The following is a 12,151-nucleotide window of genomic DNA, read 5'->3' as shown; positions in this document are numbered from 1 at the left end:
TGGGAGCGGGCTTGCTCGCGAAAGCGCAGTGTCAGGCGATGATGATGTTGAATGTGCCGAGGCCTTCGCGAGCAGGCTCGCTCCCACAGGGACTGTGTTCACAGATTGATCAGATGGCAGCTCCTGCTTCGGCTTGCGCCGACTGGTGGTTCTTGTCAGGAAATTCCTACAGGAGTACAAATGTACTCCATGACTGATCTGACTCCCCGCCGTACCGCCATTCTGACCTTCATCCGCGATCGCATCGCCGAACACGGTCAGCCCCCAAGCCTCGCTGAAATCAGCGAGGCTTTTGGTTTTGCCTCACGCAGCGTGGCGCGCAAGCATGTGCTGGCGCTCACCGAAGCCGGTTTTATCGAGGTCAACCCGCATCAGGCCCGTGGCATTCGTTTGCTCGGTCAGCCGGCGCGTCCGGAGCTGCTGGAGATCCCCGTACTCGGTCGCGTGGCCGCTGGCGCGCCGATTGGCGCCGATGCCGACATCCATAACCGCTTGCTACTCGACCCGGCATTGTTCCCCCGCACCCCGGATTACATGCTGCGAGTGCAGGGCGACTCGATGATCGAAGACGGCATCCTCGACGGTGATCTGGTCGGTGTGCGGCGCAATCCCGAGGCGCTCAACGGCCAGATCGTCGTTGCGCGTCTGGACGGTGAAGTCACCATCAAGCGTTTCGAACGAATAGGGGATGAAGTGCGCCTGCTGCCGCGCAACCCGGCCTATCAGCCGATTGTCGTGCGTGATGATCAGGATCTGGCCATCGAAGGCGTGTTCTGTGGTCTGGTGAGGCAAGGCTGATGGGCGCCGTCGTTGCACTGGATACGCTGTTCAATGGCGGCCAGGTCTGGCGCGGCAGGCCTGCGCCACCGGCGGCGAGCCCGCAGCCGACCGGGCATGCGGCACTGGACGCAGCGCTGCCCAGCGGTGGCTGGCCGGAAGCGGCGTTGAGTGAAATTCTCCTGGCCGGCCCCGGTGTCGGCGAGTTGCAACTGGTCTGGCCGACCCTGGCGCGATTGTCCGCGGCCCGTGAGCGCATCGTTCTGGTGGCGCCGCCGTTCGTGCCGTACCCGCAGGCCTGGGCCAACGCCGGAGTCGATCTGCGCCAGTTGTCCGTTATTCAGGCCAGCGAACGCGATGCCTTGTGGGCTGCGGAGCAGTGCCTGCGCTCGGGCAGTTGCGGCGCGGTGCTGTGCTGGCCGAACAAGGCCGATGACCGCGCCTTGCGGCGCATGCAGGTGGCGGCGGAAACCGGCCAGACCCTGGCCTTTGCCTGGCGCCCGTTGAGCGAGGCGGTCAACCCGTCACCGGCAGCGTTACGCATTGCCATCGATGCCAAACCGGCGCAGCTACGCGTGCTCAAGTGCCGAGGCGGGCTGGCGCGTGCAACGCCGATTGCCTTTGCCGTGGGGCACTGAACGTCATGCGCTGGGTATGTATCCTTTTTCCGCAATTGGCCCTCGACGCTGTGCTGCGGCAGCGCCCAGACCCTGAGGAGCCGCTGGTCCTGCTTAGTGGCCCGGCCCAACGCCGGGTGCTGCAAGCGGTGAATCCGGCGGCGCGCAAACTCGGTCTGCGTCCCGGTATATCGATGACCGCCGCGCAAGCCATGAGCAAAGGCTTTGCCACCGCCGATTACGAGGTGGCCGAGGTTGAGCACTGGCAGCAGTTTCTCGCCGCGTGGGCCTATCGTTTCAGCGCACAGGTCAGCGTGCATTACCCGCGCACCGTGGTCTTCGAGATCGAATCGAGCCTGGGCCTGTTCGGTACCTGGCCGCAATTCGAAGCTCGCTTGCGCCAGGAGTTGAAAGACCTCGGCTTTCGTCACCGCATCGTCGCCGCGCCGAACCCGGTGGCCGCGCGGGTGCTGGCCAATGCCTACGATGGCTTGGTAGTGCCGGACGGCGAAGCCTTGCAGCATCATCTCGGGCAATTGCCGGTTGATCGTGTCGGGCTGGAGCCGAATGTCGCCACGGCGTTGTCGCGCATGGGGCTGCGCAATCTCAGTCAGGTGCAAAGCCTGCCACGCCAGGCACTGGCCCGGCGTTTCGAAGCGCAGATGCTCAAGTACCTCGACACGCTGTTCGGCGCACGCCCTCTGGCACTGGCGTTCTATCTTCCGCCCGACCGTTTCGACATTCGCATCGAGCTGAATTACGACGTGCAGTCCCATCAGGCCTTGTTGTTCCCGTTACGGCGTCTGACCGGCGATCTGTCAGCGTTTCTTTGCGGGCGAGACAGTGGCGTGCAGCGTTTCGATTTGCTTCTGGAACACGCCGGGCTGCCGGATACGGTGATCAAGGTCGGCCTGCTTAGCGTCGAACGTGACGCGGCGATGCTCTTCGAACTGGCCCGTGGCCGGCTGGAGCAAGTCCAGGTCGAGGCGCCGGTGCGTGGTTTTCGCTTGCGCGCCGAAGACCTGCCGAGTTTCGTTCCGCAGTATCAGGAACTGTTCGACGATCGCCCGCAGCAAACCTTGCCCTGGGAGCAATTGCGCGAACGTCTGCGCGCACGGCTGGGTGATGACGCGGTGCAGGGCTTGCGCTTTCAGCCCGATCATCGCCCTGAGTGCGCTTGGCAGAGCGCCGTCGACAAACAGCCTTGCACGGGGTTGCCTAGTGTCCAGCGCCCGGGCTGGCTGCTCAACGAACCGCAAAGCGTGCCGGAAGGTTCGGCACGGATTCTCATGGGGCCGGAGCGCATCGAATCCGGCTGGTGGGACGGGGGTGACGTGCGGCGTGATTATTACCTGATCCAGAACCGCGCCGGGCAGCAAGGCTGGGCCTGGCGGGCGGTGGGTGAGGGCGGTCCGTTGTGGCTGCAGGGCTGGTTCGCATGAGTGCCGATTACGCCGAACTGCATTGCCTGTCGAATTTCAGTTTCCAGCGCGGCGCCTCAAGCGCACTGGAGTTGTTTCAGCGGGCGAAAAAGCACGGCTATCAGGCGTTGGCGATTACCGACGAATGCACCCTCGCCGGAATCGTCCGTGCTTGGCAAGCGGCAAAGTCCGTCGAGTTGCCGCTGATCATCGGCAGCGAGGTGCGTATCGAAAACGGCCCGAAACTGGTGCTGCTGGTGGAAAACCTTGCGGGTTATCAGGCCCTGTGCGGCTTGATTACCCAGGCTCGGCGGCGTACGCAAAAAGGCCAGTATCAGGTGCTGCGCGAAGACTTCGCCGAAGCGCTGCCGGGTTTGCTGGTGTTGTGGGTGCCCGACTCAGTGGATGAGCGGGAAGAAGGGCGCTGGCTGAAACGAACCTTCGGCGACCGCCTGTGGCTCTCGGTGCAACTGCATCGCGGCCAGGACGATCAGCAGCGGTTGGCGGCATTGTTGGCTCTGGCGGCTGAGTTGCAGGTACCAGCCGTGGCCAGCGGCGATGTGCACATGCACGCCCGTGGCCGCCGTGCCTTGCAGGACACCATGACCGCGATCCGTCATCACGTCCCCGTGGCCGAAGCGGGTCTGTGCCTGCACCCCAATGGCGAGCGGCATTTGCGTTGCCTTGATGAGCTGCGCGAGCTTTACCCGCCAGCCTTGCTCGAAGAGTCGGTCAACCTTGCCCGGCGCTGCACCTTCGATCTGAGCGAGCTGCGCTATCAATATCCGAAAGAGCTGGTGCCTGCTGGTCACAATGCCAGTTCCTGGTTGCGCCATCTGACCGAGGAGGGCATTGCCTGGCGCTGGCCGAAAGGGCCTCAGGCCAAGGTGCTCAAGCAGATCGATGACGAGCTGCAATTGATCGCCGAACTCGGCTACGAAAGCTACTTCCTCACCGTGCACGACGTGGTGCGCTTTGCCCGCACACAGAAAATTCTCTGTCAGGGCCGTGGTTCGGCAGCCAACTCGGCGGTGTGTTTTGCCTTGGGCATCACCGAGATCGACCCGGACCGCACCACGCTGCTGTTCGAACGCTTCATGTCCAAGGAACGCAACGAGCCGCCGGACATCGATGTTGATTTCGAGCACGAGCGCCGCGAGGAAGTCCTGCAATACGTGTTCAACCGTTACGGCCGGCGGCGTGCGGCGTTGACGGCGGTGGTCAGCACCTATCACGCCACCGGCGCCGTGCGCGATGTGGCCAAGGCGCTCGGCCTGCCGCCGGATCAGGTCAACGCGCTGGCCGACTGCTGCGGTCGCTGGAGCGATGAAACGCCGCCGCTGGAACGCTTGCGCGAAGGTGGCTTCGATCCGCAGAGCCCGGTGCTGCGCCGTGTACTGAGCCTGACCGGGCAACTGATCGGCTTCCCCCGGCACCTGTCGCAACATCCCGGTGGATTTGTAATCTCCGAGCAACCGCTGGACACCCTGGTACCGGTCGAAAACGCGGCGATGGCCGACCGTACGATCATTCAGTGGGACAAGGACGACCTCGATGCGGTCGGCCTGCTCAAGGTGGATATTCTCGCCTTGGGCATGCTCAGTGCGATTCGCCGTTGCTTCGACCTGCTGAGCCGGCATCGCGATCTGGATCTGACGCTCGCGACAATCCCGCCCGAAGACAAACCGACCTACGAGATGATCAGCCGTGCCGATACGGTCGGGGTGTTTCAAATCGAATCGCGGGCACAGATGTCGATGCTGCCGCGCCTGAAACCGAAGACGTTCTACGATCTGGTGATTGAGGTGGCGATCGTCCGGCCCGGGCCGATTCAGGGCGGCATGGTTCATCCCTACCTGCGCCGACGCAATAAAGAAGAGGCGGAAACCTATCCGTCGCCAGCGCTCAAAGTCGTGCTGGAAAGAACCCTGGGCGTGCCGCTGTTTCAGGAACAGGTCATGCAGATCGCTATCGTCGCTGCCGACTATAGCCCCGGCGAGGCCGATCAGCTGCGCCGTTCCATGGCTGCGTGGAAACGCCATGGCGGACTGGAACCGCACAAGGAACGCCTCGCCGCTGGCATGAAAAAGAACGGCTACACGCCGGAATTTGCCGCGCAGATCTTCGAGCAGATCAAGGGTTTCGGCAGTTACGGGTTCCCCGAATCACATGCCGCCAGTTTTGCTTTGCTGACCTACGCCAGTTGCTGGCTCAAGTGTCACGAGCCGGCGGCGTTCGCCTGTGCACTGATCAACAGTTGGCCGATGGGTTTCTACAGTCCGGACCAGATTCTGCAGGACGCGCGCAGGCACCAATTGCAGATCCGTCCGGTGGACGTGCGCGCCAGCGACTGGGATTGCAGCCTCGAACCGCTGAGTGCCGGGCAACCGGCGATTCGGATGGGCCTGCGCATGATCAAGGGTTTTCGCGAAGAAGATGCCCGGCGCATCGAAGCCGCGCGGCGACACGGCGCCTTTGCCGATGTCGCTGATCTCGGTGAGCGCGCCGCCCTCGACAGTCGTGCGCAGGCCTTGCTGGCTGACTCCGGCGCCTTGCGCGGCCTGGCCGGGCATCGTCATCGCGCGCGTTGGGAAGTGGCCGGGGTACAGAAACAACTCGGCCTGTTTGCCGGCTTGCCCAACGAGGAAGAAGTCAAAATCGTCCTGCCCAAACCCAGCGTCGGCGAAGACTTGCATGCTGATTACGCCACAGTGGGGACGACGCTCGGGCCGCACCCGTTGGCCTTGTTGCGTGGCGAGTTGCAGGCCCGGCGCTGCCGCAGCTCTCGGGAATTGATGGATATCGAACATGGCCGGCCGGTCAGCGTGGCCGGTCTGGTCACCGGCCGACAGCGCCCCGGTACGGCCAGCGGCGTGACGTTCGTGACCCTGGAAGACGAGTTCGGCAACGTCAACGTGGTGGTCTGGCGTGACCTGGCCGAGCGTCAGCGACAGGTGCTGGTGGGTTCGCAATTGCTCAAGGTCGACGGCCGCTGGGAACGCGAAGGCGATGTGCGCCACCTGATCGCCGGGCGCATGAGCGACCTCAGCCCGCTGCTCAATGGCATTCACGTGCAGAGCCGTGATTTCCACTGATCCTTTGTGAGAAAGTCTGCACCGAAAACGCTGTGACAGTCCCAATCGAGTTGCCTGACACACCGCTTTCGCGAGCAGGCTCGCTCCCACAGGGACTTTGGTGGAGCTGAAGATAGTGGCTTTGCCCCGGACCATTGTGGGAGCGAGCCTGCTCGCGAAAGCGGTGTGTCACGCGATGATGTTGGATGTACCGACGCCTTCGCGAGCAGGCTCGCTCCCACAGGGATTTTGGTGGCGCTGAAGATGGTGGGTTTGTCTCGGATTATTGTGGGAGCGGGCTTGCTCGCGAAAGCGGTGGGTCAGGCGATGATGATGTTGAATGTACCGCCGCCTTCGCGGGCAAGCCCGCTCCCACAGGGATTGTTGTTGCGCTGAAGATGGTGACTTTGCCCTGGATCATTGTGGGAGCGGGCTGTCAGGCGATGATGATGTTGAATGTGCCGACGCCTTCGCGAGCAAGCCCGCTCCCACAGGTTTTGGGCTCAGTGTTCAAAACAGATACAAATCAAAAGGCTGCACCTTTGTGCCGAAGGCAGATATTCTGCGCTTCACACGGGTACGGGAATCCCATCAATCTCCATGGCCGGCCACTGCCAGGATGAATTGCCCGAGGCCAAAGGAGTGTTCGAATGAGCGAAAAGAAGCTGGAAACCACGGTCGACCGCGTCTACCAAGGGGTTTACGCGGCGATCAGCAAGCGTTCGTTGCGCCCGGGCATGAAGCTGGGCGAGGCCTCGCTGGCTGAGCTGTTCAATGTAAGCCGCACCTCGGTGCGGGCTGCGCTCAAGCAATTGGAGGCCGATGGCCTGGTGACGACCGAGCCCAACAAAGGCGCGTCGGTTTCTTTGCCCAGTGACGCAGAGCTGCGTTCGCTGTTCGAAACCCGGCGGCTGATCGAGATCGGCATCGTCACCGAACTGTGCCGACGCAAAGACACCGTTGTCATGCAGGACCTGCGCGAGCACTTATTGCTGGAGGATGCGGCCCATGCGGCCGGCGACCATGAACGGCTGATCCACTTGCTTGGCGAATTCCACCTCAAACTGGCGCGCAGCCTGAACAATCCGGTGCTGCTCGACTGGTTCCAGAAGCTGATCTCGCGCGCCTCGCTGTATGCCGCCGCGCTCGACGACGACAGTCACCAGGCCTGCCGCGACGATGAACACCTGCGCCTGCTCGAGTACATTGAGGCCGGCAATCAGAGCGCCGCGATCGAGCTGACCTGCACGCACCTCAACGGAATCGAGAAAGCGATTCTTGACGCTGCTGCAAAAATGAAAACCGGCTATCACCCGCTCAAACACTTGATTGGCGTCTGAATGGCCCGGCGTTGCAAATCGGCTATACCTCCAATGAAACCAATGCGCTTTCAGAGCCTCGAAACACACGGGCGTCGCGTCGTTGTAGCGTTGCGATAGATCGGAAAACCGCAAAAAAGGACACTGAGTCAGGCGATGCAGTTTTTATCCGAAAGCCACGGCTGTGAGGGCTGGAAAGGCGAAATGGCCGAACGCATCCGTGCGTTCGACTGGAGCCACACGGAACTGGGTCCGCTCACCGACTGGCCGGCCAGCCTGTGCAACACTGTGCAACTGATGCTGGCTTCGCCGTTGCCGATGGTGATGCTCTGGGGCCACGCCGGCTACATGATCTACAACGACGCCTATTCCGAATTCGCCGGTGGTCGCCATCCCTATCTGCTCGGTGTGCCAGTAGAACTGGGCTGGCCGGAAGTCGCCGAATTCAACCGTCACGTCGTCGACACCTGCCTGGCCGGCGGCACCTTGTCCTATCGCAACAAAGAGCTGGTATTGCTGCGTGATGGCGTGCCCGAAGATGTCTGGATGGATTTGTATTACAGCCCGGTGGCCAACGATGAAGGCGTGCCCGGCGGCGTCATGGCGATGGTGGTCGAGACCACCGAACTGGTGCATTCCGAGCGCCTGCGCCAGGCGGCGGAAGACGCCTATCGCGCCGACAACGAGCGCGTGCGTCTGGCCTTGAATGCCGGCGCATTGCTGGGCTCGTTTGTCTGGGACATCAAGAACAATCGCTTGTCCGCCGATGAGCGATTCGCCCGTACCTTCTCCTATCCCGCAGACCAGGATCTGAGCGATCTGCCACAGGAAATCGCCGAATCGCGCATCCATCCCGAGGATCATCGGTGGGTGCAGGAGCGGGTCGCCCATTGCGTGCGCACTGGCGAACCCTACAACGCCGAATACCGCGTGCAGCGTGGCGACGGCCAGTACCTTTGGGTGCTGGCCAGTGGTGCCTGCGAGTTCGATGAAAATGGCAAGCCGTTTCGCTTCCCCGGTGTGCTGATTGACATCCACGAGCGCAAGAACGCCGAAGAATCACTGCTCAAATTCACCCGCAACCTCGAACAGCGCGTGGCCGCCGAAGTGGATGCGCGACTGGCTGCGGAAGAGCAATTGCGTCAATCGCAAAAACTTGAAGCGATCGGCGGCCTCACCGGCGGCGTCGCCCACGACTTCAACAATCTGCTGCAAGTGATCGCCGGCAACCTGCATCTGCTTGCCCGCCATGAGCCGAACAATGCCAACGTACAGCGCCGGGTCGGGGCTTCGCTGGCAGCGGTCGAGCGCGGCGCCAAACTGTCTTCACAACTGCTGGCGTTTGCCCGACGCCAACCGCTTTCACCCGCCGTGTGCAACCCGGAACAGATTTTCGAAGGCGTCGGCGAATTGCTGCAACGCGCCTTGGGCGAAACCATTCAGATCGACGTGCAACTGCCGCCGCAGCCGTGGCACATCAACGTCGATCGCAATCAACTGGAAAACGCCATCCTCAATCTGGCCATCAACGCCCGCGACGCGATGAAGGGCGAGGGCGTTATCGGCCTCAGCGCGGCCAATGTTCGTCTCGACAACGAGTTCTGTGCAGGCAAAGGCATTTCTGCCGGTGAGTATGTCCGTGTGGCGGTCAGCGACACTGGCGTGGGCATTGCCCCGCAGATGCTCGAACAGGTCTTCGAACCGTTCTTCACCACCAAAGCCGATGGGCAGGGCACCGGGCTCGGTCTGAGCATGGTTTTCGGCTTCGTCAAACAGAGCGGCGGCCACGTCGAGATCGACAGCAAGCTCGGCGCCGGCACGCGGGTGCAATTGTATTTTCCGCGCAGCCTGCGTCCGGTTCGCGAAGAGGCCGCCAGTGTCGGCGAACGCAAGAGCGGCGGCCACGAAACCATTCTGGTGGTGGAAGACAATGACGCAGTGCGCGCTTCGGCAGTCGAGTTGCTGCGCGAAGAAGGTTATCGAGTGCTGACCGCCTGTAATGGCGACGTCGCCATGCAGATGTTGCTGGAAGGCATCGAGATTGATCTGATCTTCACCGACGTGGTCATGCCCGGCCTGATCAAGAGTTCGGATCTGGCCGCATGGGCCAAGGTGCAGACGCCGCCGGTGCCGGTGCTGTTCACCTCGGGGCATACCCGCGACATCATTTCCCGCGACCACCAGCTCAGCCCCGATACGCATCTGCTCGGCAAACCCTACAGCCCGCAAGCGTTACTGCAGATGATTTGCGAGGTGCTCGGCACTTGAGGCCGAGCGCTGCCACTGTTTTCCAACCAAGGCAGGTCGATGACTTCCAAGCGCAATTCCAAAGCACCCGCCGGCATGGTCCGTGTGCGCGGGGCCCGCGAACACAACCTGAAGAACGTTGACGTAGATATTCCGCGCGATGCGCTGGTGGTGTTCACCGGTGTCTCCGGTTCAGGCAAGTCATCGCTGGCGTTCTCCACGTTGTACGCCGAGGCCCAGCGGCGTTATTTCGAATCGGTTGCGCCGTACGCGCGGCGGCTGATCGATCAGGTTGGCGTGCCGGATGTCGATTCCATCGAAGGCTTGCCGCCCGCCGTCGCTTTGCAACAGCAGCGCGGCACGCCGAGCGCGCGTTCGTCGGTGGGCAGCGTGACGACGTTATCGAGCCTGATTCGCATGCTCTATTCCCGCGCCGGCAGTTACCCGCCGGGGCAGCCAATGTTGTATGCCGAGGACTTTTCACCGAACACACCACAAGGCGCCTGCCCGGAGTGTCACGGACTTGGCCGCGTCTATGAAGTGACCGAAGCGCTGATGGTACCGGACCCGAACCTGACCATCCGCCAGCGCGCGGTAGCCTCCTGGCCGTTGGCGTGGCAGGGGCAGAACCTGCGCGACATCCTCGTGACCATGGGCATCGACGTCGACATTCCATGGAAAAAACTGCCGAAAAAGCAGCGTGACTGGATTCTCTTCACTGAAGAAACGCCGACGGTGCCGGTGTACGCCGGGCTGACCCCGGAGGAAACCCGCGTCGCCCTCAAGCGCAAGATGGAACCGAGTTATCAGGGCACCTTCACCGGCGCGCGGCGCTACATCCTGCACACCTTCACCCACTCGCAAAGTGCGCTGATGAAGAAGCGTGTTTCGCAGTTCATGCGCGGCAGCCCGTGCCCAGTGTGCGAGGGTAAACGGCTCAAGCGCGAGGCGTTGTCGGTGACCTTTGCCGGTTACGACATTGGTGAGCTGTCGCAGATGCCGTTGCTGCAAGTGGCCGATGTACTGCGGCCGGTGGCAGCGGCGAATTATCTTGAACAGGCCGAGGAGAAAGGCGACACCCTCAGTCATGCGCAAACCCGCGAGGCCCGTCAGCAACGGGTCGCGCATGGCGCCAGCGGTCATGCCAGCGCGCCGGACGTGCGCCACACGCCGAACCTGTCGCTGGAGAAACGTCTGGCGGCGCAGCGCATTGCTGAAGATCTGCTGGAGCGGGTCAGCACCCTGACCGATCTCGGCCTGGGTTATCTGGCGCTGGAACGCAGTACGCCAACCTTGTCGTCTGGCGAATTGCAGCGTTTGCGCCTGGCCACGCAATTGGGGTCGCAGCTGTTCGGGGTGATTTATGTTTTGGATGAACCATCTGCCGGCCTGCATCCGGCGGATGGCGAGGCATTGTTCGAGGCCTTGCAACGGTTGAAGGCGGACGGCAATACGCTGTTTGTGGTCGAGCACGATGTCGAAACCATGCGCCGCGCCGACTGGCTGATCGACGTCGGTCCGGCGGCAGGCGAGAAGGGCGGGCGCGTGCTGTACAGCGGTCCGCCTGCGGGACTTGCTGATGTTGCAGATTCGCAGACTCGCGCCTATCTGTTCGCCGAAAACCAACGCTCTGAGCGCGGCGCGCGCAAGCCGAGCGGATGGTTGAAACTGGATGGTGTCACGCGCAACAACCTGAACAATCTCAGCGCCGAATTCCCCTTGGGCTGTTTCACCTCGGTGACCGGCGTATCGGGCTCTGGCAAGTCGAGTCTGGTCAGTCAGGCCTTGTTGGAACTGGTCGGCGCGCAGTTGGGCCGTCCGGTGGCCGAGGCCGAGCCAGAAGAACCGAGCCTGGAAGATGACACGCCACCGCCCAGCACTGGCCAGATCAGCGCCGGCCTGGAGTCGATCAAACGGCTGGTGCAGGTTGACCAGAAACCGATCGGCCGTACACCGCGCTCCAATCTGGCGACCTACACCGGTTTGTTCGATAACGTGCGCAAGCTGTTCGCCGCGACTCCCGAGGCACAAGCGGCGGGCTATGACGCCGGGCAGTTTTCCTTCAACGTCGCCAAGGGCCGATGCGCCACGTGCGAGGGTGAGGGGTTTGTCAGCGTGGAATTGCTGTTCATGCCCAGCGTGTATGCGCCGTGCCCAACGTGCCACGGCGCGCGGTATAACCCGCAGACCCTGGCGATTCTCTGGCAAGGCTTGAGCATCGCTCAGGTGTTGCAACTGACCGTCGATGAAGCGGTGGCGGTATTTGCCGAGCAGGCGGGGATTCGTCGTTCGCTGGAAGTGCTGCGCGATATTGGCCTGGGCTACCTGCGCCTGGGGCAACCGGCCACGGAACTGTCCGGCGGTGAGGCGCAGCGAATCAAACTGGCGACCGAGTTGCAGCGCAGCCAGCGTGGCGCGACTTTGTATGTGTTGGATGAACCGACCACTGGATTGCACCCGAGGGATGTCGATCGCTTGCTGGAACAACTCGATACGCTGGTGACGGCGGGGCACACGGTGATCGTCGTCGAACACGAAATGCGTGTGGTCGCGCAGAGCGACTGGGTAATCGACATCGGCCCCGGGGCCGGCGATCAGGGCGGCAGGATCGTCGCCGCCGGCACACCGCAGAAAGTTGCGGCGAGCAAGAAGAGCAAGACCGCGCCATTTCTTGCCCGAGCTTTGAGCCGATAACT

General features: G+C 62.5%; 7 protein-coding genes. All 7 read left to right on the top strand.

The features are described 5' to 3' along the window. Positions 1–180 precede the first annotated feature (180 nt). The 7 genes from lexA to AC4IHP_RS08755 all read left to right on the top strand — a co-directional run bounded on the left by lexA (position 181) and on the right by AC4IHP_RS08755 (position 12,149). Complete coding sequence (gene lexA, locus AC4IHP_RS08785; protein ID WP_490831479.1) at positions 181–798, top strand: transcriptional repressor LexA; 618 nt, start codon at positions 181–183, stop codon at positions 796–798. Continuing rightward, positions 798–1,415: a translesion DNA synthesis-associated protein ImuA gene (imuA, locus tag AC4IHP_RS08780; RefSeq protein ID WP_490831478.1), complete on the top strand. Its 618-nt coding sequence runs from the start codon at positions 798–800 to the stop codon at positions 1,413–1,415. Before lexA ends, imuA begins: the two co-directional genes overlap by 1 nt. Before the next feature lie 5 nt (positions 1,416–1,420). Next, positions 1,421–2,836 carry a Y-family DNA polymerase gene (locus AC4IHP_RS08775; protein WP_490831477.1) on the top strand — a complete coding sequence of 472 codons (1,416 nt, stop codon included), beginning with the start codon at positions 1,421–1,423 and terminating at the stop codon, positions 2,834–2,836. Next, positions 2,833–5,910: an error-prone DNA polymerase gene (locus tag AC4IHP_RS08770; RefSeq protein ID WP_490831476.1), complete on the top strand. Its 3,078-nt coding sequence runs from the start codon at positions 2,833–2,835 to the stop codon at positions 5,908–5,910. Before AC4IHP_RS08775 ends, AC4IHP_RS08770 begins: the two co-directional genes overlap by 4 nt. Positions 5,911–6,539: 629 nt before the next feature. Next, positions 6,540–7,229, top strand: coding sequence for a GntR family transcriptional regulator (locus AC4IHP_RS08765; RefSeq protein ID WP_460118748.1), 690 nt, complete (start codon positions 6,540–6,542; stop codon positions 7,227–7,229). A gap of 135 nt (positions 7,230–7,364) precedes the next feature. Beyond that, the gene (locus AC4IHP_RS08760; RefSeq protein ID WP_460118750.1) at positions 7,365–9,476 is read left to right on the top strand and encodes an ATP-binding protein; all 2,112 of its coding nucleotides are present in this window, start codon (positions 7,365–7,367) and stop codon (positions 9,474–9,476) included. A 39-nt stretch (positions 9,477–9,515) separates the two neighbouring features. After that, entirely contained in the window at positions 9,516–12,149 is a 2,634-nt protein-coding gene (locus tag AC4IHP_RS08755; RefSeq protein WP_490831475.1) for an excinuclease ABC subunit UvrA, read from the top strand. Positions 12,150–12,151: the final 2 nt, after the last annotated feature.

This window comes from Pseudomonas sp. UF-293, from assembly GCF_058245595.1.
Note: the sequence above shows the minus strand (reverse complement) of the source record. Positions and strands in the feature narration are given on the sequence as shown.

What these genes read in the sequence shown, in the direction of transcription:
- lexA (WP_490831479.1), top strand. Translation starts at nt 181, where the DNA reads ATGTACTCCATGACTGATCTGACTCCCCGCCGTACCGCCATTCTGACC.
- imuA (WP_490831478.1), top strand. Translation starts at nt 798, where the DNA reads ATGGGCGCCGTCGTTGCACTGGATACGCTGTTCAATGGCGGCCAGGTC.
- AC4IHP_RS08775 (WP_490831477.1), top strand. Translation starts at nt 1,421, where the DNA reads ATGCGCTGGGTATGTATCCTTTTTCCGCAATTGGCCCTCGACGCTGTG.
- AC4IHP_RS08770 (WP_490831476.1), top strand. Translation starts at nt 2,833, where the DNA reads ATGAGTGCCGATTACGCCGAACTGCATTGCCTGTCGAATTTCAGTTTC.
- AC4IHP_RS08765 (WP_460118748.1), top strand. Translation starts at nt 6,540, where the DNA reads ATGAGCGAAAAGAAGCTGGAAACCACGGTCGACCGCGTCTACCAAGGG.
- AC4IHP_RS08760 (WP_460118750.1), top strand. Translation starts at nt 7,365, where the DNA reads ATGCAGTTTTTATCCGAAAGCCACGGCTGTGAGGGCTGGAAAGGCGAA.
- AC4IHP_RS08755 (WP_490831475.1), top strand. Translation starts at nt 9,516, where the DNA reads ATGACTTCCAAGCGCAATTCCAAAGCACCCGCCGGCATGGTCCGTGTG.